The sequence below is a fragment of the Bacillus sp. FJAT-42376 genome (assembly GCF_003816055.1).
Taxonomy (GTDB): Bacteria; Bacillota; Bacilli; order Bacillales; family Bacillaceae; genus Metabacillus_B.
The window spans coordinates 1,924,079-1,948,983 of record NZ_CP033906.1 but is presented as its reverse complement, the minus strand read 5'-3'; the positions used below and the strand labels follow the sequence as shown (position 1 = coordinate 1,948,983).

At 43.1% G+C, this 24,905-nt stretch carries 25 protein-coding genes and 2 pseudogenes; 5 read left to right on the top strand and 22 right to left on the bottom strand.

Annotated elements, in window-relative coordinates; genetic code table 11:
- The first annotated feature begins 285 nt into the window (after positions 1 to 285).
- On the top strand, positions 286 to 1,125 hold the full coding sequence (locus tag CEF21_RS09820; protein ID WP_123915859.1) for a CAP domain-containing protein: 840 nt from the start codon (positions 286 to 288) through the stop codon (positions 1,123 to 1,125).
- Between the two features lie 66 nt (positions 1,126 to 1,191).
- Here the strand turns inward: CEF21_RS09820 and CEF21_RS09815 are convergent, their stop codons facing one another.
- The 11 genes from CEF21_RS09815 to CEF21_RS09765 all read right to left on the bottom strand — a co-directional run bounded on the left by CEF21_RS09815 (position 1,192) and on the right by CEF21_RS09765 (position 13,202).
- Complete coding sequence (locus CEF21_RS09815) at positions 1,192 to 2,067, bottom strand: NAD(P)-dependent oxidoreductase (protein WP_123915856.1); 876 nt, start codon at positions 2,065 to 2,067, stop codon at positions 1,192 to 1,194.
- Between the two features lie 23 nt (positions 2,068 to 2,090).
- On the bottom strand, positions 2,091 to 2,876 hold the full coding sequence (locus tag CEF21_RS09810; RefSeq protein ID WP_123915853.1) for an SDR family oxidoreductase: 786 nt from the start codon (positions 2,874 to 2,876) through the stop codon (positions 2,091 to 2,093).
- A 117-nt stretch (positions 2,877 to 2,993) separates the two neighbouring features.
- On the bottom strand, positions 2,994 to 4,022 hold the full coding sequence (splB, locus tag CEF21_RS09805) for a spore photoproduct lyase (protein WP_123915850.1): 1,029 nt from the start codon (positions 4,020 to 4,022) through the stop codon (positions 2,994 to 2,996).
- 24 nt (positions 4,023 to 4,046) lie between these two features.
- Complete coding sequence (locus tag CEF21_RS09800; protein ID WP_123915847.1) at positions 4,047 to 4,292, bottom strand: transcriptional regulator SplA domain-containing protein; 246 nt, start codon at positions 4,290 to 4,292, stop codon at positions 4,047 to 4,049.
- A 263-nt stretch (positions 4,293 to 4,555) separates the two neighbouring features.
- Complete coding sequence (locus CEF21_RS09795; RefSeq protein WP_164462145.1) at positions 4,556 to 6,100, bottom strand: ATP-binding protein; 1,545 nt, start codon at positions 6,098 to 6,100, stop codon at positions 4,556 to 4,558.
- Between the two features lie 200 nt (positions 6,101 to 6,300).
- The gene (ptsP, locus tag CEF21_RS09790) at positions 6,301 to 8,019 is read right to left on the bottom strand and encodes a phosphoenolpyruvate--protein phosphotransferase (protein ID WP_123915841.1); all 1,719 of its coding nucleotides are present in this window, start codon (positions 8,017 to 8,019) and stop codon (positions 6,301 to 6,303) included.
- The gene (locus tag CEF21_RS09785) at positions 8,019 to 8,285 is read right to left on the bottom strand and encodes a phosphocarrier protein HPr (RefSeq protein ID WP_123915838.1); all 267 of its coding nucleotides are present in this window, start codon (positions 8,283 to 8,285) and stop codon (positions 8,019 to 8,021) included. Before CEF21_RS09785 ends, ptsP begins: the two co-directional genes overlap by 1 nt.
- A 101-nt stretch (positions 8,286 to 8,386) precedes the next feature.
- Positions 8,387 to 10,486 (bottom strand): glucose-specific PTS transporter subunit IIBC, encoded by a 2,100-nt coding sequence (ptsG, locus tag CEF21_RS09780; RefSeq protein WP_123915835.1) that lies wholly within the window; start codon positions 10,484 to 10,486, stop codon positions 8,387 to 8,389.
- Between the two features lie 234 nt (positions 10,487 to 10,720).
- Positions 10,721 to 11,566 (bottom strand): glucose PTS transporter transcription antiterminator GlcT, encoded by an 846-nt coding sequence (glcT, locus tag CEF21_RS09775; protein WP_123915833.1) that lies wholly within the window; start codon positions 11,564 to 11,566, stop codon positions 10,721 to 10,723.
- Positions 11,567 to 11,682: 116 nt separating this feature from the next.
- Positions 11,683 to 12,093 (bottom strand): DUF6843 domain-containing protein, encoded by a 411-nt coding sequence (locus tag CEF21_RS09770; protein WP_123915830.1) that lies wholly within the window; start codon positions 12,091 to 12,093, stop codon positions 11,683 to 11,685.
- A 50-nt stretch (positions 12,094 to 12,143) separates the two neighbouring features.
- Positions 12,144 to 13,202, bottom strand: coding sequence for a Gfo/Idh/MocA family oxidoreductase (locus CEF21_RS09765; RefSeq protein WP_206427807.1), 1,059 nt, complete (start codon positions 13,200 to 13,202; stop codon positions 12,144 to 12,146).
- Between the two features lie 141 nt (positions 13,203 to 13,343).
- Here CEF21_RS09765 and CEF21_RS21715 point away from each other — a divergent pair, with 141 nt between their 5' ends.
- Positions 13,344 to 13,466 carry a hypothetical protein gene (locus CEF21_RS21715; RefSeq protein WP_277423933.1) on the top strand — a complete coding sequence of 41 codons (123 nt, stop codon included), beginning with the start codon at positions 13,344 to 13,346 and terminating at the stop codon, positions 13,464 to 13,466.
- 712 nt (positions 13,467 to 14,178) lie between these two features.
- On the opposite strand, the gene CEF21_RS21950 is transcribed toward CEF21_RS21715, so the two are convergent.
- The 6 genes and pseudogenes from CEF21_RS21950 to CEF21_RS09745 form a co-directional block, all read right to left on the bottom strand.
- Positions 14,179 to 14,262 carry a putative holin-like toxin gene (locus CEF21_RS21950; protein WP_481747671.1) on the bottom strand — a complete coding sequence of 28 codons (84 nt, stop codon included), beginning with the start codon at positions 14,260 to 14,262 and terminating at the stop codon, positions 14,179 to 14,181.
- A gap of 669 nt (positions 14,263 to 14,931) precedes the next feature.
- Positions 14,932 to 15,351 (bottom strand): annotated as a pseudogene (locus CEF21_RS21945) (transposase); the annotation flags it as partial.
- A gap of 469 nt (positions 15,352 to 15,820) precedes the next feature.
- Positions 15,821 to 15,985, bottom strand: a pseudogene (locus tag CEF21_RS21940) (transposase); the annotation flags it as partial.
- A 340-nt stretch (positions 15,986 to 16,325) separates the two neighbouring features.
- Positions 16,326 to 16,781 carry a hypothetical protein gene (locus CEF21_RS09755; RefSeq protein ID WP_123915821.1) on the bottom strand — a complete coding sequence of 152 codons (456 nt, stop codon included), beginning with the start codon at positions 16,779 to 16,781 and terminating at the stop codon, positions 16,326 to 16,328.
- Positions 16,782 to 17,192: 411 nt separating this feature from the next.
- Positions 17,193 to 17,432, bottom strand: a complete 240-nt coding sequence (locus CEF21_RS09750; protein WP_123915818.1) for a hypothetical protein — start codon at positions 17,430 to 17,432, stop codon at positions 17,193 to 17,195.
- Positions 17,433 to 17,520: 88 nt separating this feature from the next.
- A complete protein-coding gene (locus tag CEF21_RS09745) occupies positions 17,521 to 17,730 on the bottom strand; it encodes a hypothetical protein (RefSeq protein WP_123915815.1) in 210 nt (69 codons plus the stop codon).
- 140 nt (positions 17,731 to 17,870) lie between these two features.
- On the opposite strand from CEF21_RS09745, the gene CEF21_RS09740 reads away from it, so the two are divergent.
- Both CEF21_RS09740 and CEF21_RS09735 read left to right on the top strand, forming a co-directional pair.
- A complete protein-coding gene (locus tag CEF21_RS09740) occupies positions 17,871 to 18,083 on the top strand; it encodes a WYL domain-containing protein (protein ID WP_123915812.1) in 213 nt (70 codons plus the stop codon).
- Positions 18,084 to 18,240: 157 nt separating this feature from the next.
- Positions 18,241 to 21,420, top strand: coding sequence for an efflux RND transporter permease subunit (locus CEF21_RS09735; RefSeq protein WP_123915808.1), 3,180 nt, complete (start codon positions 18,241 to 18,243; stop codon positions 21,418 to 21,420).
- A 40-nt stretch (positions 21,421 to 21,460) separates the two neighbouring features.
- Here CEF21_RS09735 and CEF21_RS09730 read toward each other — a convergent pair whose 3' ends face one another.
- From CEF21_RS09730 to CEF21_RS09715, 4 genes are all read right to left on the bottom strand, one after another.
- Entirely contained in the window at positions 21,461 to 21,655 is a 195-nt protein-coding gene (locus tag CEF21_RS09730) for a YvrJ family protein (protein WP_123915805.1), read from the bottom strand.
- A 59-nt stretch (positions 21,656 to 21,714) separates the two neighbouring features.
- Entirely contained in the window at positions 21,715 to 21,933 is a 219-nt protein-coding gene (locus CEF21_RS09725; protein ID WP_123915801.1) for a DUF2922 domain-containing protein, read from the bottom strand.
- Positions 21,934 to 21,954: 21 nt separating this feature from the next.
- Positions 21,955 to 22,173 carry a DUF1659 domain-containing protein gene (locus CEF21_RS09720; RefSeq protein ID WP_123915798.1) on the bottom strand — a complete coding sequence of 73 codons (219 nt, stop codon included), beginning with the start codon at positions 22,171 to 22,173 and terminating at the stop codon, positions 21,955 to 21,957.
- A 227-nt stretch (positions 22,174 to 22,400) separates the two neighbouring features.
- Complete coding sequence (locus CEF21_RS09715) at positions 22,401 to 22,766, bottom strand: PilZ domain-containing protein (protein ID WP_164462144.1); 366 nt, start codon at positions 22,764 to 22,766, stop codon at positions 22,401 to 22,403.
- A 150-nt stretch (positions 22,767 to 22,916) separates the two neighbouring features.
- Here CEF21_RS09715 and CEF21_RS09710 point away from each other — a divergent pair, with 150 nt between their 5' ends.
- Entirely contained in the window at positions 22,917 to 23,387 is a 471-nt protein-coding gene (locus CEF21_RS09710) for a hypothetical protein (RefSeq protein ID WP_123915792.1), read from the top strand.
- Between the two features lie 412 nt (positions 23,388 to 23,799).
- Here the strand turns inward: CEF21_RS09710 and pfkA are convergent, their stop codons facing one another.
- Entirely contained in the window at positions 23,800 to 24,759 is a 960-nt protein-coding gene (pfkA, locus tag CEF21_RS09705; protein ID WP_123915789.1) for a 6-phosphofructokinase, read from the bottom strand.
- Positions 24,760 to 24,905: the final 146 nt, after the last annotated feature.

Here is a 24,905-nt window from a genome sequence, read left to right as displayed (position 1 = left end):
ACGGCCTATTTTTACTGTCAACATTAAATTCAAAGAAATAACTTCAATCCGTTGAATTTTATGGAAGAATTCCACTAGTAAAAGGATGGTTACTTACATAAAGATAGTTCAGCAAACCTTGATATAATCACAGTTTCACAGAATTGGAAAGGTTTGGTTCATTCTCTTTTCTGACGATGGAAAACCGTGGCTCTATTATTACGAAACTAGCGTGTTATGATGAGTTTGTGCAAGAGAGCACCACAGAAAAACAAAAACAAACATTTTTTAGGAGGGCTTTAACTTATGAAGAACACTACTAAGAAATCTTTCATTATATCAGTCGCAGCGGCGGCAGGATTCGTTACATTCGGCGGAGGCAATCCAGCAAGTGCACAGGAACTTTCCCAGCAAAACGTACAGGCTAAAGTAACGCAGCTTAGCGAGAAATTTAATATCAGCCCGGAGCAAGTTCAGCAGGCAGCTGAAGGCAACGGCAGCCAAAAACAAATTCAAGAGCAAGTTCAGCAGCTTCTTGGAAAGCAAGCACAGGCAGCTCAACAGCAGCAGGCGCAGCCAGGTCAAGAGCAGGCACAGAACAGCCAAGGCCAGCCATGCCCTGCAGGACAGCAGCCTCAACAGAATCAAGCACCTGAACAAGCTCAGCCTCAGGAAAAAGCTCAGGCTCCAGCTCAAGCACAGCAGCAGGCACCAGCAAAAGAACAAGCTTCTGAGAAGCCTAAACAAGAATCAGCTAAATCCGGCGCTCTAAGCGAATTTGAACAGCAAGTTGTAGAACTTACAAACAAAGAACGCGAAAAGCAAGGTCTTAAACCGCTTGCAGTGGATGAGAACTTAAGCAAAGTGGCAAAAGAGAAATCAGCAGATATGCAAAAGAACAACTACTTTGATCATAACAGCCCAACTTACGGATCTCCGTTTGATATGATGAAAAAATTCGGCATTCAGTACCAAACTGCCGGTGAAAACATCGCAATGGGACAAAAATCTCCAGAAGAAGTTGTACAGGCATGGATGAACAGTGAAGGACACCGTAAAAACATCATGAACCCTGAGTTCACTCATATCGGAGTTGGACATGTTGCAGAAGGCAACTACTGGACTCAGCAGTTCATCGGTAAATAATAGAGTTTGAGAGTAAGAGACAGCCGCTTTGCAGCGGCTGTTTTTTTATTTACATAACCCTTTAACCTAGATTCTCTCTTGTTTCCAGAGCTTATAGAGAGCATGGGTTCCGCTGTTTTCCTCACCCATCTCCTCTAATTTTTCATATAGAGAAAGGGCCAAGTCCAATCCAGGGACTTTCATCCCGAACGATTCAGATTCTTCTTTGGCAATTTTCATATCTTTAATAAAATGCTTCACATAAAATCCCGGTTCAAAATTTCCTTTCAGCATGCGCGGTGCAAGATTGCTGAGTGACCAGCTTCCCGCAGCGCCAGTCGATATGCTTTTCAGTACGTTTTCAGGATCAAGGCCTGATTTTTCTGCATAGGCAAGCGCTTCACAGGCGGCAATCATGCCCGAGGCAATCGCAATTTGATTGCTCATTTTTGTATGCTGGCCTGAGCCTGCAGGACCCTGATAAACAATATTATTCCCCATTGCTTCAAAAAGAGGCAGACATTTTTCAAAGGCATCGCGGTCTCCGCCTGCCATTATGGCAAGCTTCGCTTCTCTCGCCCCAACGTCACCTCCGGAAACAGGTGCATCAATCGCTTCCAGTCCCCTGCTTCGGGCTGCATCGGCTATCCGGATGGCCAGAGACGGCTTCGAAGTTGTCATATCAATCAGGATGGCGCCTGTTTTTGCAGATTCGATGATTCCGTTCTCACCGAGATAAATGGCTTCGACATCGTGAGGGTACCCGACCATCGTAATGACAAAGTCTGCTTCTGCTGCAGCCTCCTGCACCGTGTCCGCCCAGATGGCCCCCTTTTTAATGAGCTCGTCCGCTTTCGTTTTCGTCCTTGTATAGACGGATAAAGAGTACCCTTTATCCATTAAGTGGCCGGCCATGCTTTTCCCCATAACTCCAATTCCTATAAATGCTGCTTTCTTCATCATTTTCCTCTCCTTACCCTTTCAGCTTAAACAGACTTAACCATTCCGCCGTCGACCAGCAGTGTTTGGCCTGTCACGTATGTATTCGCACCGGATAATAAGAATACGGCATAGTTGGCAAATTCCTCCGGCTCTCCGTATCTTCCAAGCGGGATCAATGATTTATTTTTCTCAGCCATTTCTTCTGCTGTGATCCCGTTGTTCTTCGCAGATGTTTCATCCAAAAAGGCGACCCTGTCTGTTGCAATTCTTCCTGGTGCGAGTGTATTTATTAAAATGTTCTGCGGTGCATATTCCTGGGATAACGTTTTAGTCAGGCCGACAATCCCCATTCTGAACGTATTAGACAGCAAGAGGCCGGCAATCGGTTCCTTCACGGAAGAAGAGGCGATATTCACGATTCTTCCGCCTTTTTCCTTCATAAATGGAAGGACTTCGCGAATGACTCTTACATAGCTCAGAAGATTCAGTTCAAATGCCTTGTACCATTGGTCATCACTTATCTCTTCAAATGTTCCGGCAGGAGGTCCTCCCGCATTGTTGACGAGCACATCAATTTCCCCAAACTCTTCTACTGTGTGGCGGACAAGCTCTTTAATCTGCTCGAGATCGGTGATATCACAAACCTTGCTGATAATACGCCCGTCCCCTATGTAGGCAAGCTCCTGCTGCAGGATCTCTAACTTTTCCGCATCTCTTCCTGTTATAACGACATTTGCCCCTTCCTGTGCTAACTTCTTAGCTACAGCTTTGCCCAGTCCCTGGCTTGAGGCAATGACAAGAGCTGTTTTATGCTGCAAATTTAAATCCATCTATACCACCCCTTGTATTTATTGGTTTCATTTTATCACACACTGGCAAAAGCGGACATTTTCAGGGTCTCATACGAAAAAAGAACAGCCTATAAAGAGCTGTCTTTTTGCCGCCGCTTACGTGAAATATTCAATTTTCGCCTGCGGAAAATAGTGTTCAATGTAATCCTCCAATGTATCCCTTAGTTCCTGTTCTTCGTCCTTTTGATAAATGTATTTTCCGATTCCATATCTGCCCCATTTATAGCGGCGCTCTTCTTCACTCATTTCAAGCTTCGTTTTCGGATAATTTTTTTCAATCACCCGTTTTGCCGGCTTTGTAAAACGATGCTGTATCATTTCAAACGTAATATCCTGCACTGTGTCTTTAGGGAGGGATTCACTGAGTTTAATAAAGAGCTGTTTGTACCCTTCCTGCCAGCCTTCATGAATATAAATCGGTGCAACGATAAAACCGAGAGGATACCCGGCCCTTGCTACTTTGACCGCTGCTTCAATTCTTTTATCAAGGGGAGAGGTGCCGGGTTCAAAGTTTTTAATGACATAATCAGCATTGACACTGAACCGGAATCGGGTTTTCCCGTTATGGTTGGCATCAAGCAGATGATCCACGTGATGGAACTTGGTCACAAACCGGAGCTGTCCGAGATCGCTTTGTCCAAAGTATTCAATCGCCCGCTTGAGGGAATGTGTCAAATGATCGACTCCGACAATATCAGACGTACAGGATGCTTCAAAACGGGTGATTTCCGGGGCCCGTTCTTCCATGTATTCCTGTGCCTGCCCTAATATTTCTTCTACGTTCACATAGGTTCTGATATATGGTTTGCTCCCCATTGTAGTCTGAAGATAGCAATAATGGCAGTGCCCCATACAACCTGTGGCGAGCGGAATGGCATACTCCGCCGACGGCTTGGATGTATCAAATTTCAGCGTTTTGCGCACACCGACAACAAGGGTGGACTTTGCATTCCTATATTGCTGAAGATGATTCTTCCCGGGAATATTCCTAACCTGGTTATGGGATGTCGTTTCTCTGATTTCGAGACCCATCTTTTCAAACTTCTCTTTTAATTCCACTCCGAGCGGGTATTCTAGAGCGCGCGGCTCTATGTATACAAGCTGCGGAATAAACGGCTTCACCATTCCGTTCCCCTCCTCAAAGCGCCTTTAGCCTTCATATTGTTCAGAATTGAAAAGTTCATTATATAACTGCTCTGCTTCTTCATATGTAGAAAAAACAGCATCATCCGGGAGCAGCTCATGATACGTCTCATACATAAAGAGGGCTACATCGTTTTTGTCCTCCGGGTGCCGGACGACCTCAGCCTCTTTAATGACGGCCACATTGGCTGTATGGGGATTTCGATAGATCACATAAACCGTGTCTCCTGCTTTTGCCTGCAGTCTATTCATTCTGATGTCAGCTCCTTTCCTCTTACCAGTCTTAATCTTTGCCTGATTGGGGATTTTTATGTTTTCTTAAGGAAAAAAAGGCTTTGCCCACAAACCCGTTTAGGCTTTGTGTGATTAAATCAGAATTTGATTTGGCTTGCCTCTTTAACAGAACAAGCCATCCAGCTTAAGAAGCGGAGCGTGCACCTGTATTCAATTCAAAAAACCCGGGCGCGCGCCCGGGTTTCTAAATGATTCTCGAATGATGCTTAAGTCCAGCCCTTTTATGCCATCGGAAGGAAGAGCTTAACCGTCGTTCCCCTGCCTTCCTCACTTTCTATTTCCATTGATCCGCCATGCTGCGTTAGAATTTTTTCCGTAATAACCAGGCCAAGCCCTGTCCCTTTTTCTTTCGTTGTAAAAAATGGTTCTTTAATTTTTTCCAGCACATCCGCCGGAATTCCTGTCCCGCTGTCACTAATGATAAGCACGGCCTTTCGATCGCGTGACTGGCTTAAGGAAATCCTGATGATTCCGCCATCCGGCATGGCATCGCTGGAATTTTTCAGGAGATTAATCAGCACTTGTTTAACCTGATTGCCGTCCCCGTATATCGTATACGACTGAAAATCGCCCGCTTCAATCCCAATATTTTTAAGCGCCATTTCAGTGCCGAAGAAATTGATCGTTTCCTGGAGAATGTCTCTCAGGTTAAATAATTTTTTCGCTGCAGATTGAGGCTTTGAAAGAATCAAAAATTCGCTCACGATTTCATTCAGTCTTTTTAATTCTGACAGCATAATTTTCGTATATGGATATTCGGCATGTGCTTTTTCATGAAGGATTTGGAGAAACCCCTGGAGCACGGTCAAAGGATTTCTAATTTCATGGGCGACGCCCGCTGCCATTTCACCGGCAACTTTCAGCTTTTCAGACTGGATCAGCATAAGCTCCTCCGTCCTTCTTGCCGTCACATCACGGATAATTTCTGAATGGGCGATTAATTCCCCTTTTTTCCCGTAAATAGGGGATAGGGCTACTTCCACTTCAACGGAACGGCCATTCTTGGCGCGGTCTGTCCTCGTAATGGTACTTTCTTTTCCAGCATGAATGGCTGCCTGATTCGGTTCATAATCTCCATGAGGGTACTTTTTTCCTGCTAAATCTTTTTCCTGCATGCCATAGAGCATTTCAAAAGCGGGATTCACAGCTGTTACTTTATAATCTTGGTCCAATAGCGCAATCGCATCTTTGCTTTGGGAAAAAAGCAATTCCAGCTGGGCTTTTGTTGATTCCAGTGTGACCGCCATTTCATTTTTCTGATCATTTACCTGTTTCCAGAGCTTATTGCTGAACTGGAGATAATAAAGCTGGAAGAATAGTACAAGAAAAGTAAACAGGAGGTAATAAGAGATTTCTTTGCTCGAGACACTGTCTAAAAGAACGTCAAAATCTGAATAGAAAAAATAAAGCTGTGATGCTGTAGTAAAAAGTGCTGAATAAATCAGGATTTTACGGTTCTGATAAATGGTGCATACAAGAAGGGGCAGAACAAGAAACATGATGTTAACGTAAGAAGGCACTGTCATGCTCAGCATCACCAGATAAGCGTATAGAAGAGCGGTTAAGGAGTACATCATCCATTCCGCCTTCATCTTTTTTTCGAACATGAATAAAAAAAGGAAGGGAATGGCAAAGCACAGACAGAACAGCCAGTAATCTCTTACACCGTCAACGGCATAGATAAACATCAAATCCAATATGTAAAAAGCCGACAGCAATCTAAGTAAAAAACGGTTCCTTTTCATTATCAACTGCGTGTTCTCCATAAATAACCTCTTTATCATCAGCAGACCTTCCTTTCTTTTGCACTGGAAATGTGCATGAGGTCTTGCTCATTTTAAATCTTCTTATCCCGTCGGGCAGTGTTTTGATATCGTTATTATATCAGTTAATTCTATCCAATAGCCCATTTTTCTACAAAAATATGCAAAAAAAGACAGGCTTTCGCCTGTCTTTTCAGTCTTACTTATTCAACGTGGAAATTCTTTTTCACAAAATCAATAACCTCTTGCGTTGTTTGCATTCCAAGAATCTCTTCACTATGAGAAGCAGCTTCTTCTTTGGAAAGGTTAAGAATTTGAGTTCTTGCCGGAAGAATGGATGTCGCACTCATTGAGAACTCGTCCAGTCCAAGTCCGAGAAGAATTGGAATTGCGATTGAATCGCCAGCCATTTCTCCGCACATACCAACCCATTTGCCTTCCTTATGTGCCGCATCAATAACAAGTTTGATGAGACGAAGGATTGCTGGATTGTATGGCTGATAAAGGTAGGAAACGCGCTCATTCATACGGTCAGCTGCCATCGTATATTGAACAAGGTCATTTGTTCCAATGCTGAAGAAATCAACTTCCTTCGCAAATACATCTGCCATGACTGCTGTGGATGGGATCTCTACCATGATTCCAATTTCGATATTCTCGGACACTTCTGTTCCTTTTGACTGCAGCTGAGCCTTTTCTTCAAGAAGAATGGCTTTTGCCTGTCTGAACTCATCAAGAGTGGCAATCATAGGGAACATGATGCGAAGGTTTCCGTATACGCTGGCACGGAGCAGCGCACGAAGCTGGGTTCTGAAAATATCCTGTTCCTCAAGGCAAAGACGGATGGCACGGAAGCCAAGGAATGGGTTCATCTCTTTTGGAAGCTGAAGGTAAGGAAGCTCCTTATCTCCGCCGATATCAAGAGTACGCACCACAACCGGCTTGCCCTCCATGTTTGTAAGGACTGCTTTGTAAGCTTCAAACTGCTCGTCCTCAGTCGGAAGCTGGTCGCGTCCCATGTAAAGGAATTCTGTACGGTAGAGACCAACTGCTTCTCCTCCGTTTTCAATAACACCCTTTACGTCTTTTGGAGTTCCGATGTTCGCTGCAAGCTCAACGTGCTGTCCGTCTTTGGAAACGGTCGGCTCATTCACAAGTTTGGCCCACTCTGCTTTTTGAGCTTCGTGTTTCTTCTTCTTGTCTTCATAAGCAGCAATCGTTTCTGAAGAAGGATCGATAATCACATCTCCGCTTAGTCCATCAACGATGACCATTGTTCCATTTTGAATCTTCGCTGTTGCCTCTTTTGTACCAACGACAGCCGGAATTTCCATGGAACGGGCCATAATAGCAGAGTGAGAAGTCCGTCCGCCGATGTCCGTTGTGAATCCAAGCACATATTGGCGGTTTAATTGAGCTGTGTCAGAAGGAGTTAAATCCTCTGCCACGATGACCACTTCTTCGGAAATAAGAGACGGACTTGGAAGTTCAACGCCGATCAAATGGGCAATAACACGTTTGGTCACGTCGCGGATATCCGCAGCACGTTCTTTCATGTATTCATTGTCCATTGATTCAAACATGCTGACAAACATGTCTGCCGTCTCTTTCATAGCAAACTCAGCATTTGAAGCCTCGCTGCTGATTTTATCTTTAACCGGATTCAAAAGCTCTGGATCGCTGAGAACAAGCAAGTGTGCTGCAAATATCTCAGCTTTATCTTTTCCAAGTTCTTTTAATGCATGGTCTTTGATTTTTTCAAGTTCTGATTTTGATTTTTGAATAGCTTCTTCAAACCGGCGAATCTCTGCATCCTGATCCGCAACTGTTGTTTTGGTAACAGTAAGATCTGGTTCTTCAAGGCGATACGCTTTCGCAATCGCAATACCGGCAGAAGCTCCGATACCTTTAAGTTCCAGCATTATTCTCCTAGCCCTTCGTTTTTCATTGTTTCTTCAAGAGCTGTGATCGCTTCGCTTTCATCAGAACCGTTTGCAGTGATTTTGATTTCAGAGTCTTTAGCGATTCCAAGAGACATAACACCCATGATGGATTTAAGATTTACCGTTTTGCCATTGTACTCTAGGTTAATATCTGCATCGAAACGGCTAGCCGTTTGCACCAATACTGTTGCAGGACGTGCATGAATTCCGGATTCTGCAGTTACTTTAAATGTTTTTTCAGCCATGTTTATCTTCTCCTTTATCACTATGCGTATTTTAATTGTTCACAATAAGTTATCTTACCAGTCCCGCTTATCATCTGACAAGTGGGACGGCTGCATTCCGATTATTTTGTGATTTTCACAATGTTTTTCTGCTCCAGCTTCACTTCTCCATTTTCAAGCAGCTCAAGTGTTTCTCCGTCCTTGAGGTTTGTGAAAACGATCGGTGTAATGGAGGATGGTGCATTTGCCTTAATGAAGTCCAGGTTCACTTCAAGGAGCTTTTGTCCTTTTTTAACTGTATCGCCTTCTGAAATGAAGGACTCAAACCCTTCGCCTTTCAAGCTTACCGTGTCAATTCCAACGTGGATCAGAATTTCATGTCCGCTGTCAGAAAGAAGTCCGATTGCATGCTTCGTAGGGAAGATGTTCAAAATTTTGCCATCGACAGGAGAGACAACTGTGCCTTCGATCGGCTCGATCGCGAACCCGTCACCCATCATTTTTCCTGAGAACACTTGGTCGGGCACTTCTGTGATTGGAAGAATCTTACCGTGAATCGGAGAGACAAATTTTTCTTCATCAAAATGATTTTGCAGAGCTTCCGGATTCACTTCTTCAATTTGCTGTTCAATTTCCTCTTTTGCATTAACAGGCTGAACCGGACGAGGGCGCTTACCTGCGATAACATCCTGAATCTGCCCTTTCAGGTTATCGGATTTTGGTCCGAAAATTGCCTGAATGTTGTTTCCGACTTCCAATACTCCTGATGCACCAAGATTTTTCAAACGGTCTTTTTTGACTGCTTTTACATCTTGAACCTGTACACGAAGTCTTGTAATACATGCATCAAGGTCCTTAATGTTTTCCTGGCCTCCAAGAGCCTGAAGAATTTCATAAGGAAGATCTCCATCTGCTGCCGGAGCATTATCGCCATTTTCTTCTGCTTTCACTTCTTCACGGCCCGGAGTTCCAAGATTGAACTTGCGGATCGCAAAACGGAAACCGAAGTAATACACAACAGCAAGGACAAGTCCTACCGGAATCACAAGCCACCAGTCTGTCCGGTTAGGAAGAATACCGAATAAGACGTAATCGATGACTCCTCCGGAGAAGGTCATTCCAATTTTCACATTAAGCAATTGCATAACCATAAATGATAGACCTGCAAAAACGGCGTGAATTCCGAAAAGAATAGGAGCTACAAACAGGAAGCTGAACTCAAGCGGTTCTGTAATCCCTGTCAGGAAAGATGTAAGGGCTGCGGAACCCATGATACCCGCAACGAACTTTTTATTTTCAGGACGTGCCTCGTGATAAATCGCCAGTGCTGCTGCCGGAAGACCGAACATCATGAATGGGAATTTACCCGTCATGAACGTACCTGCTGTCAATTCAGCGCCATCTTTAATCTGCGCCATGAAAATACGCTGGTCCCCGCGAACAAGTTCCCCTGCCTGATTCGTATAGTTGCCGAACTCAAACCAGAATGGTGCGTAGAAAATATGGTGAAGTCCAAATGGAATTAAAGAACGTTCAATCAGACCGAAAACAAAAGCCGCAAGCGTCGGATTCGCATCAAGCAATCCTGTTGAGAATGCATTAAGGCCTGTTTGGACCGGAGGCCATACAAATAGCATGATCAATCCGATAATCAAAGCCGAAACAGCGGTTACAATTGGAACGAAACGCTTTCCTGCAAAGAATCCAAGGTATTGCGGAAGTTCAATTTTAAAGAAGCGGTTGTACATCGCTGCTGCGAGAACCCCGATGATAATCCCGCCGAATACCCCGGTCTGGAGTGTGGCCATTCCTAACACCTTGGCATATTCAGGATGACCCGCCTGGAAAAATTTAGCCAGTTCAATGGCATCTGTAGGAATCTGTCCAGTTTGTGTCAGAACGGCGCTCATTGTCGCGTTCATTACAAGGTAACCAATAATTGCCGCAATACCGGCAACCCCGTCTCCATTAGCGAGACCGATCGCTACCCCGACTGCGAAGAGCAGCGGCAGATTTGAAAAGACGATATCCCCTGAAGACTCCATCACCTTTGCAATCAATGTAAATGTTTCATTCGTCAGTGCTGGTATTTTTGCTGTTAACTGAGGGTTTTGCATCGCGTTACCGAAAGCAAGCAAGATACCTGCAGCAGGCAAAATCGCAACCGGAAGCATAAGCGCTTTCCCGATTTTCTGCAAAACACCAAATAAGTTTTTGAACATTCGATTCAATCCTCCTTGAGCCTATTTTGTGCGAGCAGCGGCAAAAAAATCCTATAAATGCGAGGTGCAACCGTTTTCTTATGAAATCTTACTGAATCAGAAAAATCCGCATAGAAAAAGGCATGGTGAAACAAGGTATAGAGATTCCCTAAAATATACTTCCCTAAATGGAAAGACGGAAACCTAAACCTTGATCACTCATGCCTGATCGAATCAGTTACACGCTGATACCGGTTACGATATTTTATTGGATAAACGGTATAAATGCATAGTCAGATAGACTGCTTCAGCATTATATACAGGCTTTTTAAGCGTTTGCTGCATCACTTTAACTAATTTCCAAGCAGTATTATAGCACAGCGGATATTCGTTTTTCAACAGGTCTGCCATTTTTTCAGGTTCTTCAAGTTTCTCTCCCGCCTGAACCCGGTCAATCGTGAAACGGATATGCCGGACAAGCCTTAAATAATTGATGCTGTCGCGATCAATCTTAATTTTTAGAGAATCCTCAATAATCCCTGTCAAAACGGCGATCAGCTGAGAAGACTGGTTCACTTCACTCAGCGGCTTATCGGTAATGGCCCCGTGGATATGGAGCACGATAAATCCGACTTCCGAATCGGGCAAACTGACACTCAGACGTTTTTGAATGATGTCTACTGCTTCCTTCGCCAGCTCATATTCGAGAGGATACAGCGTTTTCGTTTCAACGATAAAAGGGTTTTTCAAATCCATTCCCTGCTTAATCCGTTTAAGTGCAAATGAAATATGATCTGTCAGACCGATATGAATATGTTCATTCAGCGGCTGATCGAGCCTCGCCTCTATATGCTGAATCACTTCATGGATGACGGCAATGACTTCTTCATCAATATATGGCAGCAGCATTTTATACTGCTCCTGTTCTTTCTCATTTTTCAGCACAAACATCTTTTCATAGGAATGTTCTTCGATTTGATCGCCTTTTGATCTGCTGAAGCCTATCCCCCTGCCTATAAGAACAACCTCATGAAAATCCAGGTGATCAGCAATCAGCACATTATTATTAAGGACTTTCTTAACGATAAAGGGCGTACTCACGACCTACCCAGCTCCTTTTCATGCTATAACCCTTCATATCGTACAGGTGTTTAGCCCTGACGTCAACGAATAATGTCGGATATTGTAGAAAATAAGCAGAACGGGCGGCATCTTACTCATTTATGTGCTGGCTGGTATTGATTTTTCTGAAATTCAGCATCTGTTCCCACAAAGAAAAACTGATCGGTTTCCTTTTCCGATTCTCTTCCGCTGGAGTTTCCGTGAATCATTTTATCAGGGTTAAGTTTTGTTTTCTTCCCTTCTTTATTTACATAGTAGTAATTGCTCTCTGCCCATCCTTCGTGGATGTGTTTGTCAGAAGTTTTAATAACGCCCTTCGAATCAGCCTTTAACACCTTCGTCTCCTTCTGAGAAGTTGACGCTTTCATCGTTCCTTCATAATCCACTTTTATCCAGCCCGTATAGCCTTCAGGAATCAAAAATGTCCGGGGCGATGCCTGATCATCCTCTTTGCAGCCTGATAATACAGATAGAGCGGCCAATACAAGCAGAATTTGTTTTTTCATATGAACACCCTCCTCTGCCTATTAGATTGGCATAAGGGTGTTTCTTCTATTCAATAAGAAGACATGACCGGGAAGGAGACGGTCCGTTTCTCTCTTGCACTGATCATGGCGCATTCAATAATCCTGATCACGTCCGCCGCAGCTTCTGGATGCACCGGCGGTTCCGAACCCTCTCTAATGGACTGGTACACCGCGTCATAAAAGGACATGTATCGCCCGGGCTTGGTTTCAATGGAGCCCCTGCAGTGGAGACCATTTAATTCTGTATTCAATATTCCCCAATCTCTGTCTGTTTCTTTCCCGAGATTTTCATCAGGCATTCTACCCGCTTTCAGTCTCTCCTCCTGAGGGTCTATACCATATTTAACAAACGAACCCATGGTTCCATGTATCTGGAACCGGGGACCCTGCTCTTTTACAAGCATCCCTGATTTGAGGTCAGCGGTTAAACCAGGGTAATGCAGCCTGATTGAAAATGCATCATCCGCTTTTCCTCCCTCGCGCTGAACCCATATATCCGCTGTGATCTCATCCGGTTCCCCAAACAGGCAAAGTGCCTGGTCAATTAAATGGGAACCCAAATCATATACCACGCCAGATCCAGGGAGTGCTTTTTCCCTCCAGGCATGTTCATCAATCCTGGTTTCAAACCGGTCAAAATGAGCTTCATACACAGCCGGCCGGCCAATTAATCCCTGGCTGAGAATGGCTTGAACCGTAAGAAAATCCCCATCCCATCTTCGATTATGATAGACCGTAAGGAGCCTCTTCTGGCTTTTTGCAAGACGGGAAAGTTCATAGCCCTCAAGCGAAGTTACGGTAAAAGGCTTCTCGGCAATAACATGTTTTTTATGCAAAAGGGCCTGCTTGATCATGTCGTAATGCTGTGAATTGGGAGTTGTAATTACAACGAGTTCAATGGACTCGTCTTCAAGGATGGATTCAAATGAATCCGTTCTTTCTACATAAGGATACGTTTGTTTTGCAAGGTTTCTTGATCTTTCCATGACCGTGCAAAAATCGAAATGAGCGCTTGTATGCAAAAACGGTGCATGGAATACTTGGCCGGATAAGCCATATCCAATGAGGGCTGACCGGATTTTTTTCATATTCATCCACTCCTTTTCAGTTCATTTCAGTAATGTTCCGGCGAACGGTGTATAGAAACGGAATTAATAGGAAAAAATAGATTTCGCAGTATAGGGTAATTACCCCCTGCAGAGTTTTTTAAGCAAAGGAGGGATGACAATATGGCGCAGAACAACCAGAATGAAAGCAAAGAGCAGAATAGGCAAAATCAGCAAAACCAGAAGTCTGATACAGAATTCAGCAAAGAGATGAACGCTAAGAAAGCCGGTAAGAATCAAAAATAAAAGCTACATACTGGAAACGAGGCTGTGACAGAAATATCTAAGCCCATAATAAACCCGAACAATAAGGTGAGAAATTCAATTGATCGCCTTATCGTTCGGGTTTTGTTTGTATTTCCTTTAAGATTTGTACATTTTACATGTTTGAAATGAGTGGAATGAAGCGGAAGGCACTCGACTCCTGCGGGAAGCAGAGGAAAGACTGAGACCCCGCAGGCGCAGCCGAGGAGGCTTAAGCCTTCCTCCCCGCAGAAAGCGAGTGCCTGCAGCGCAATGGAACGGCATACCTGATAAAAAAACAACAATGGCGACAAGAAAGGCATCCTATTTAACGTGCAGAAGAATGGAACTAAGATTCGATTTTGTGGATCATTCATCTAGTTATGTCCCGGCCCCTTTTTTACCTTCAGCCAGCCTTATTTACCGGCAGCAGGCATCTGTTCTCTTAATATGAACGAACATTATCTTATTTTTTTAGATTTGTTTACTTGGCTGCTGATGGCAGCTGGCAAGCGTCCGCTCCAGCCAACAGGAGTCAAAAAGTCAGCACCTTGCTTTAATATAGGCATTTTATGAAAAAAGCTAAGCGGCTTTATCCGGAATTATGATATACTTGAAATTGATTGAATGTCAGTTTAAGGCTGGGTAGATGCGCCAACATCTAACACAGCCACAGCAGAATTACTCGTTAATCAGCCTTCTCTTATTGAGAAGGTTATTTTTTTCTCGGAAAAGACAGAATCGCGATAATCACAGAACCAAACGTGAGCATTAAAATCAGACTCTCATAAATGGTCATGCTTCCTCACCCCCTTTCCGCAAGGGGATTCTCCCGTATTCCGGGCAACCTGCTGCATGTCCATTATAGCACATCCGAACACAAAAACAGAACAAGCGTTTGGTAAAATAAGTCCTATAGCCCACGAATTTCAAGCAGTTCCCCTATGCCAACCCTTGTTTTCACAACCCTTTTTTACAATTATTAGCCTCACTTACTATTGAATGAGCTAACGATTTTTTGTTTTAATAAAGAAGGAGCTTGTTATTTTAATATAGAAGGAGCTTGTTCTCTCTTATGAAAGCTTTCCTTTTATATATTTTTTAGCCTTTCTCATAACTCTTGCACCATAAGCCATCAATTATTTTCTTCTTTTGCTTTTGTACACAATTAACTAAATGATTCATTCGAACAGTTTTACAATTAGAATTCGCTCATGCTGTCGTTTAATATATGGTTAACTCAACTCTTATGTCAACTCCACCATACTAAGGCTTTCTTTTGATGGAGCTCACATCTTGCCTCTCGAAAAGAAAAGTTGCATATAGGCACAGAAGATAATGGACTGCAAACTTTTGAAGTAAGGACCAATGGCTTCAGAAGGAATACATTAAACTAAGTGGTGGACATTTAAAGCAAAAACATTCTAATATCCAAAACTGGTTCTACGTCAATTTTTCGTTGAGCTTATATGGAGTCCGTTTTTTCTTCCGAAAGCTGCTGCTTGATTTGATTTTTCTGTTGTTCCCACGTCTCGTTATAATAGACCTTGCGGTTATTCCCATTCTTCGCTCTTGTACATTGAGCGCGTAGAGGGCAATTGGAACAGTCCTCGCATTCATATACTTTGATCTCTCGCTTAAAGTCGTTGCGACCGGCTCGTTGGGATAAATAGCGGAACATTATTCGTTTCCCTTTTGGGCATGTAAACGAATCGTCTTCTTCGTTGTACGCCCAATTGACGGCATGAAACTCGTTCTCCTTGAAACTCTTTTGTTCTCTTTACGATAGTTTTTATAGGTAATGAGCGGTGTCCGTTTCCGATTTTTTTAAGACATCTGCGTAGTTTTCTTCGCATACATACCCCGCATCCGCGACGATATACTCCGGGAGTTTAAGAAGTGCTTCTCAATATGATTCAAAATGGAATGAGTTGTATACCCATCACAAAGTCTGTAAACATCTTATGAAGCTTCTTTGGTTCTTTGCGCATGCAACGAAGTTCTTTCCGCTCTTCCCTATCTTATCTTGACTCTAATTTTCAATTCCATCCCTCGACTTTTTCTTCCAATTGTTTCACGATTAAAGAGAATTTCCCCCCTTGATTTCGTCCTCATAATCCCGTTCAATGGTTGAATAATGTTTTTCCCCAACAGTTCATCATAGATTTGCCTGGTCTTCTCCATCAAACAGGCATTGAATTTTTCCACCGATTTCCGCCATACAAATTTTAATATATTTGCGTTGGCTTCAATTTTGGTTTCATAAATAAAAATACCCTCTGTAGCAATTCGCTTTTTTTGAGCCCAGCTGACAGCAAAATTGGACAAAGCTTGATGGAGAAGGTGTTTTACTTCCTGATGTACCCGGAACCTGTTAATAGTTCGATAACACGTTACATACCCTTGAGAAAGCCACATCATCCGAACACTGTCAGTAAGGAGTCCTCAATTTTTCTGCCTAAAAAAACAAATAGGGTATAGGCACAAAAGATAATTTTCATGATCATTCTCGGATGATAAGCTGGACATCGGTCTAGAGTAGGAAACTAAAAAACGATTTGTTAGGAATCTGTTCAACCATATGATGAACGGTGTAGGCTATATCTTTTTCATCGAGTTTCACTTCTAGATCCAAGGGCAAAACAACCTGGTCCATGTTATACTGTTTATATATAAGGACACTTCCGTTGGTTATTGTGTGGTAACTTTATTTTTTATCAAAAGGTATCATTATATTTTTTATTAAAAATGAACGTAAAGAATAGAAAGAGAGGCCGCCGCAAACTTATTTGCGGCGGCCTCTCTTATTTACTGGGCTTTGCCCTAGCCTTATTTTCATTATTAACCAGTGTAGTATTCCAATTATCTTGTCCAACTATATGAATAAGCTGTTTGAAGATTATCAGTGTAATTAGAATTATTAAAGAAATCTACTTGTATTCTTATAGTTCGACCAGCATTATTTATCACGTTTGTAAAAGTAGTGTGTGCTTGCTTAATATCTCCATACTCGGAGTATGCATACCCAGCATTATGTGCTGAAATTTGTTTCCAAGCTCCTCCTTCGTATTTTTGAAGAGTCATCCGAATGTATGCAGCTGTATTTGGAGCCATTTTTACAGATCCATAAACGTTCGAACTATCTTCACTTGTAGCAATTTCATGGTATCCAATTTGGTATGTAAAATTACTACTTGTTTCAACTGTTTTAACTCCAGAGTAAGCTGCCGCTTTTTTCATTGGCAAGGCACTTACTCCACCAATGATCACTAATGTTGCTAGAATTATGGGTGTAAACTTTTCAACTAATTTTTTCATTATTTTCTTCACTCCAATTTTATTTTAACAATATATTTATATTTTAAAATAATTTGGAATTGATTAATACTTACTTATTACCCATATTTATGAAAAGTTTCTTTATTAACGTAGAGATCTTTTATTACTTGAGTGTAAATTAGGTAGTAATAAAAGATTAAATATAGAAGCCCCAAGAATGCTTAACTTAAATTCTTTAGAATACCGGAATGTTCTTTTTGCGGTTTCTACTCTAAGTTTATAACTGGAATATAGACAAAAAAAACAGCCTGTCTGCCCCGCTAAGAAATAGACAGGCTGTTTTTTTGCCCTTCGCGTGAATGAAGACATGCCCCTATTAAATAGAAAATGAACGATTCATTCCTTCTTTATAAACTGTCTGAACACTGAACCTGCCCATAAGCCAAAGAATCATTTCATTTGAACGGCATTATACGAAATTTGAACCTTTGCTACAGTCCCTTTAAGCAGATCCTCGTGGCACGCATCCTTTTTCCCGTACATGAAAGATAAATCTCCCACTGACCTGCTCAGAAGCTCGACTGCTTGTCTTAATGCCTGCTGATTCCCTTCATAACCATCCTTTAGAAGTGTTCGTACAATTTCCTGCGAAATGTTGTAAAGCTCTTCCATCTTTTCATTTTCTGACATATCCAGCACCCCTTTTTTAAAGTGTATGCCTCTCAGATCGCTGTCATATCATATATGGATTATATTCGGTCCGGAGATTGGGAATCCTTTATTTTTTTCCTTTTGGCGGATGATAATCGTAGCCTCCCTGATTGATTTTTTCGATAAAAGGGGCTAGGTCCCCGGCTAACTCTTTGTACAGCAGATTTGTTTCCAGCTCTGCTGATGAAATGGTAAGAATTCTTCCTTCCTGAAAGTCCATAACCTTTATGTTTCTTATTCCTTGTATAACAAATGTGTACATAATATGATGCCTCACCCTGGTCACCCTCCTGTTTACAACGGATAGACGCTGATTACTGCTTCAGTCGTTTAAAGAACAAATGTTCTTAAATAGTAGCATAACAAACATGCGTTCGTATATACTGAATATACATCCACAAAGAGGAGGGAATATAATTGGGCATTATTTTATCAAAAAGTCTGGAGACGAAAAAACCGATCCAGGTAATCTATCTATCCAGCCGCGGGGAAATCACACAGCGGCCCATCATCGTTCTCAAGAAATCCGCGGAATCCATTACAGCCCGCTGCCTTCTGAAAGGAGAACTTCGGGTATTCAAGCTTGAGCGGATTCTTTCAGCAGGATTCCTTTCTCATTCCAGAAAATAGTGCTGCAGATCCCCCGGGAAATTCCGGCGGCGGTCTTTTTAATTCTCATTTCATTTCCGTCACAATTTATTTACATTTTATAGATGCAATTTTACAGAAAAGGGAGTATAGTATTTCTTGTATAACTTTTGTACAACTAATACAAAGAGGTGTAGCCATGAATTTTTTAACTAAATTTAGTCTTAGAAATGCGGTAGCTGTTTTCATTATCTCCTTTTTGCTCATTCTGGGAGGGCTATACAGTTTTACACAGCTTAAAGTGGATTTGCTGCCGAACATTGAATTTCCGCAAGTTTCAGTGGAAGCAGTCTATCCCGGAGCCTCCCCTGATGATGTCAGTGAGCAGGTTACATCGAAGCTAGAGGACGAGTTTAAAGGGATTGACGGGGTAAAAAGTGTCACCAGCTCCTCCTATGAAAGTGTGGGCATCATCAATCTCGAATTCCCGTTTAACACTGATATTGATAAAGTTGAAGATCAGATTAACACGCTGATCGGTGAAGCGAATCTTCCCGACACAGCCGAAACGAAAGTAAACCGTTTTTCGTTCGGAACGTTCCCGATATTCAACATCTCCCTCTTTACGAAGGACAACGCTGATATTGAATCACTGCTGCAGGACGATGTCATTCCGGAATTGAATAAAATTTCCGGCATAAACAGTGTTTCAGTCGGAGGACTTAAAGAAGAAGTGGTCCGTATTACGGTCGATAAAGAAAAAGCCGAAAAAAGCGGCTTGTCTCTTTCCCAGATTAAAGACAAAATCAACGCAAAATACTTATCTTTTCCTGCTGGAAACGTCGTAGATCAAGATACCGAAATTCCAATCAGAGTACAGGAAGGATTAAATGAAGTAAACACATTGAAAGAACTGCAGCTTACCTCCGGGACACCGGCAGCAGGTTCGCCGCAGGGAGGCCCAACATCCGGCCAGGCACCGGCCGCTCCGGGAGGACAGCAAGGAGGTTCTCCACAAGGATCTCCATCCGGCGGAGCACCTGCCGCTTCAGCACCTCAGACTGCACAGCCTGCACAGCAGGAACCAGTAAAACTGAAAGATATTGCTAAAATCGAAACCATTACAGACCGCCCGGAGTTAACCCGCTACAATCTCAAAGACTCCCTGTCGATGGCGATTACGAAAAAACAGGATGCCAACACCGTTGAAGTAGCGGATGAAGTCATCAAGACACTGAAAAAATACGACGACAAATTGGATTATTCCATTGGATTTGACCAGGCTGAAGGCATTGAAAAGTCAGTGGAAACACTCATTCGCGAAGGACTTCTTGGAGCATTGTTCGCCTCTCTTGCTGTACTTGTTTTCCTTCGGAATTTCAGAGCGACCATCATTGCTATTATTTCGATTCCGCTCTCCCTGCTCGTCACTTCCATTTTCCTGAACCAGCTTGATATTTCTTTGAATATCATGACACTTGGCGGAATGGCTGTCGCAGTAGGACGTGTTGTGGATGACAGTATCGTTGTTATTGAGAACATATTCAGACGCGTGCGCAAAACGAATAGCGGCATTTCCAATGAACTTATTCAGGATTCCACTAAAGAGATTCTGAAAGCTATTACTTCTTCTACCATCACAACGGTTGTCGTCTTCCTGCCGCTTGGATTTGTAGGAGGCATTACAGGCGAATTTTTCCTGCCGTTCGCTTTAACGATTATATTTGCCCTTATTACTTCTCTGCTTGTATCCATTACGATTGTACCGATTCTGGCACGGTTCTCGTTTAAAAAAGTTCCGAAAGAAGAGAAGGAAGGCCCTCTTCAGAAGTTTTATGCCGGTGTAATCGAATGGTCGCTGAATCATAAAATTGCCGTTATCGGGGTTTCCCTCCTGCTCTTATTCGGTTCCGTATTCTTAGTCAGCGGACTCGGTTTCACTTTTATTCCGAACGAAGAGCAAAAAACGCTCGTTGCAAGCGTAGAGCTTCCATCTTCTACAACACTTGAGAAAACGAACGATGTTTCCCTCGAACTGGAAAAAATGTTTGATAAAGAGGAACCGATTGAAGAAGTAACAGCCGGAATTGGAAGCCGTGACTTTACAACCGGACTCAAACGGGAGAATAAAGCCAGTTACTTTATTACATTGAAAGATGGAACAGAAGTATCGGATTATATTAAAGATCTTCAGAAAAAGATGGAAACTGTTGCAGAAAAGACAGCACCGGATGCGAAACTCGGCATTCAGGAGCAGAGCAGCGGCGGACCTCCATCCAACAACAATGTAAATATTGATTTATATTCAAATGACTTGAACGCTTTATCCGAAGCTTCTAAAAAAGTAGAGGATTATCTGAACAAAAACAAAGATTTGAAATATGTATCCAACAATTTTGCAGAAAAACAGAAACAGGCGGAAGTGACGATCAAACCCGACAAAGCAGATGAGTATGGAGTTTCCGGATTCCAGGTGCTCGGCACGGTTTCCGATCAGACGAAGCCTGTCGATGTTGGAGATTTAAAATTAGACGGGCAGGACCGGAGTGTGGAACTGAGCTACGGAGAAGATATTACGTCCGTGGATCAGCTGAAAGATACGGTCATCTTCAGCCAAAAAGGGCCAATCAAACTCTCAGATGTTGCAGATATAAAAGAGGTTGATGCGTTCACATCCATTCAGCGATTGGACGGAAAAGTGTATGCTCAGGTAAGTGCCCAAATTACGTCCGATAATATAGCGGAAGTATCCTCTTCTGTTATCAAGGGAGTAAAGGAAGATGTTGATCTTCCTAAAGGAGTTTCCCTTGAAGGCGGAGGCGGAAGCGACGAAACCGTCCAGACGTTCCAGCAGCTCGGCCTTGCGATGGCAGTTGCAATCGGACTTGTGTATATCACCATGCTGATTACATTCGGCAAGGCGAGAATTCCTTTTGTTATCCTGTCTTCCTTAATTTTTGTTCCGGTCGGTTCCCTTCTGGGGCTTTATCTGGCGAAAGAGCCGCTTAGCGTCAGCGTGATGATCGGATTGCTCATGCTTATTGGAATTGTTACAACCAATGCGATTGTAATGGTGGACCGGATCGGCCAGAACAGGGAGCAAAAAGGCCTTGTCATCCGCGAGGCGCTCATCGAAGCAGGAAAAACAAGACTGCGTCCTATCCTGATGACAGCTTTTGCGACCATTGCGGCCCTGCTTCCGCTTGCCTTTACAACGTCATCCGGCACACTGATCTCAAAGGGTCTTGCCATTACGGTAATCGGCGGATTAACTTCATCCACCTTATTGACACTGATCATCGTACCGGTTGTATACGAGTTGTTCTTCTTTAAACAGTCCAAAAAGGAAAGAAAAAGAATGAATGGGACAGCTGAATAATAGAATGTCAAAGAATCCCGGTCTGATGACCGGGATTCTTTTATTGAATTTTTTCAGTTAAATGCATTCTGCCCGTACGATCTGTGGATTCTCTTTTTTCATCGTGTATCCGGACCGGAAGCATCTGAATGGTCTGGATCAGAACGTCCAGTTTCCCTTCAATCCTGTGCATCAAGTACATCGTCACGACAATCGGAAACCCTGTGTCTCCTATGAGCTGAAGCCATTGCTCCATTTTACCCCCTGCCTTTTTTAAAACAGGGACCTGACATGGTCAGCCCCCTGTTTCCCTGTTTATTTTATATCCATGTCTTTTACAGTCCGGTCAATCGTTCTCGCACCTTTTTTGGATGTTAAATTGCCTCCTCCGGAAGTAAAAACACCGGATCCAAGCAGGCCATCCATCGCTGCCGCAATTTCCTCGTTTGTAATCGATTCCTTTGGAGCATCTACACTGATTGTGACGGTTTTCCCCTGTTCATTTACAAATTGCATTTCAAGTGTTTTTGCCATTTTTACACCTCACTCCATTCATTAGTTTTGAATTTCATTTACATCCAGACGCTCAGCTGCGAAAAGCGGGTACTGCTGCAGCCCTGAAAGAATCAATGCTGCTGCCATCAGCTGATCAGAATCAGCAGCCGGTTTAACATTGCTGTAAGTCTTGGACTTGAATACTTGCTTTCCTTCCTTATTCAGACCGAGGTCATATACAAGTCGCAGCTGTCTGTCGATTAGAATTGTTTGTGCCATGTTTCTCACCCCCTTTCGCTATAGCAATACACCGAAAGAAAGGGAAAGTAGCGGAAACCTGCCAATTTATTTGTTTTCGAATCGCCAGACAGGAGAGAGAAGGTTAAAAACAATATTTTTTGGTGCGGCGGACTAAAACTGGATCCTATTTTTACCCCATAAAAAAACACCCCGGGTACTTTCATGTCCCGGAGTGCTAATTCAGTTGCATGCAACAGAGTTCATCATTATGCTTTTGTTCTGGTTTGAGCATACTCCTTTAATTCCTTTACAATCCGTTCCCGAAGGATTTCATCATTTACACTTTTAATTCCGTATTGAAAGCCGCTGCCCGATCTTTTCTTCCACATTGGTATACCGCGAAGTTCAAGCTCCTCATTCCTAATGGTAAACGTAATATTTAAAATAACCTGTTCTTCCATTGGCAGCTCCAGATGGGAGATCAGCTTAAGGCCGGATGGGCTTATGTCCATAATGACAGCTTTCCCCTGTTTTGTATGAACTTCTTTTCCGCTTCTTTCAACAATGGAAAAAGAAGCATCGACCGGATCGGAAAACACAAACCGGAATGATTCAGAACGATTATACCGCATAAAAAATCCCCTTTCTGGCAAGTAATCCATCTATTGTAAAAATAGCCGATTCAGGAATGATATTCAATCTTTTTTTGAATGGATGGGCTTTTATGTATGTTCATACCGGATGAGGGAAACCTAATAAAAACAAGCGAACGGAGCTTTTCGATGAAAAAAACAGGCAAACTGGAAGCTATTCTTTGGAGCATCGCCCTGCCTGGGTTCGGGCAGTTCCTTAACGGCCACTTTGGAAAAGGCATTGTTTTCATTGCACTGGAATTTTTGATTAATATGAATGCCCTCTTTAATCTGTCTATTAAATACAGCTTTAACGGCGATATTACAGAAGCCTTTCGCACAGCGGACCTTCAATGGCTTATGTTTTATCCTTGTGTCTATCTATTCGCCATGTATGACGCGTATAAATTTGCTGACGGCCCATGCCCCAGGTTCTCTTATTTGCCGTTTGCTTTTTCCGCCTATTTTGTAACGGTTGGAATCATGTTCTCAGATAAAGTCCGTTTGTTCGGATTTCTCCCCGGTCCCGTATGGCTTCCTATGCTCTCTCTCATACCCGGACTCTCTGTCGGATTTGCCATTAGATACATTCTCCTTAAAATGACTAAGGAGACACACTAGACAAAGGCAATGTCCTGCAAGCCTGATTTTAAGCACGTTTATCTTGACTGATTTTCGCTTTCATCAGCCTGGCCCGATCCTTTCAATTCGAATAACTTTCCATAAAATCTCTGATAACTAGGCTGTTGATTTACGTTACAGGCGCTCGCTTTCCACGGGGCGGGCAGTGAGTCTGTCCCGCTGCTCCCGCAGGAGTCTCACACCTTCCACTTCATTCAACTGGTGTTAAAAATCAACATCAGGCTTTAACAGTGCCTCCATAAAAAAACCCCCGGCATAAGCATACCGGGGGTTTTCGATTCATTCTTTTCTCTAAGCCAGGACTGCCCTGGACATTCTGCTCTTCATTCTATCTGGGGGGGGTCTGTTTTTTTGGCAATCGTTCCGTTCCCCCTCCCCCAGCCATCTTCCTTTAAATAGAAAGTTCCTGTGAAAGAGTGTAGAGTTTTTCGGGAAGCGGATCTTTTTGCCCTGCAATCTCCAGCAGATCCCGGTCGGTAATCTTTTCATTGGTGATTCCGATCGCCCTGCCTGCTTTGCCTTCCAGCAGCAATTCTACCGCTCTCGCTCCCAATCGCGAAGCAAGAACACGGTCTCTTCCTGTAGGTTTGCCCCCGCGCTGGATATGACCAAGAACGCTGATTCTCGTTTCTAAATCAAACTTTTCTTTTAGCTCGCCCGCCAGATCTTCTGCTGAGCCTACCCCCTCAGCAAGAACAATGATGGAATGTTTTTTCCCTCTGCTGATTCCGCTGTTGAGCCTGTCCATCATCTCATCCAGTTCATTGGGATGCTCTGGAATGAGAATGGTTTCTGCTCCTCCGGCAAGTCCGGACCATAAGGCAATATCTCCAGCCCTCCGCCCCATCACTTCAATAATAAATGTACGGTCATGAGACGTCGCTGTATCCCTGATTTTATCAATGGCATCCACCACTGTATTCAATGCTGTATCAAATCCGATTGTATAGTCCGTGCCGGCAATATCATTGTCAATCGTTCCAGGCAATCCGATGCATGGGAAACCTTTCTGGGTGAGTTTTGCAGCCCCCTGATAGGAGCCATCACCGCCGATCACGACGAGGCCTTCGATTCCAAGTGCTTTCAGCTGTTCAATCGCTCTGTATTGACCTTCATCTGTTTTGAACTCTTCAGACCGGGCCGTATACAGCATGGTTCCGCCGCGATGGATGATATCTCCGACTGAACCTACCTCAAGCTTTTTAATTTGACCCTGCATAAGTCCCTGATATCCCTGGTATACACCGTACACTTCAAGACCGCTGTATATTCCTTTTCGTACAACAGCCCTGATGGCTGCATTCATTCCCGGGGAATCTCCCCCGCTTGTCAAAACCGCAATTTTCTTCATTTCCATTCACCTCTTATGTAACGTGCTATGATGCCTCTTCTACTATAATCCCCATAGAAAGATTTCTCAAAACAAAAACCTCATATTAAGGAAATATGAGAACCTTCAGCAAAATACTACAAATCTTTTTACGCATTTGATACAAT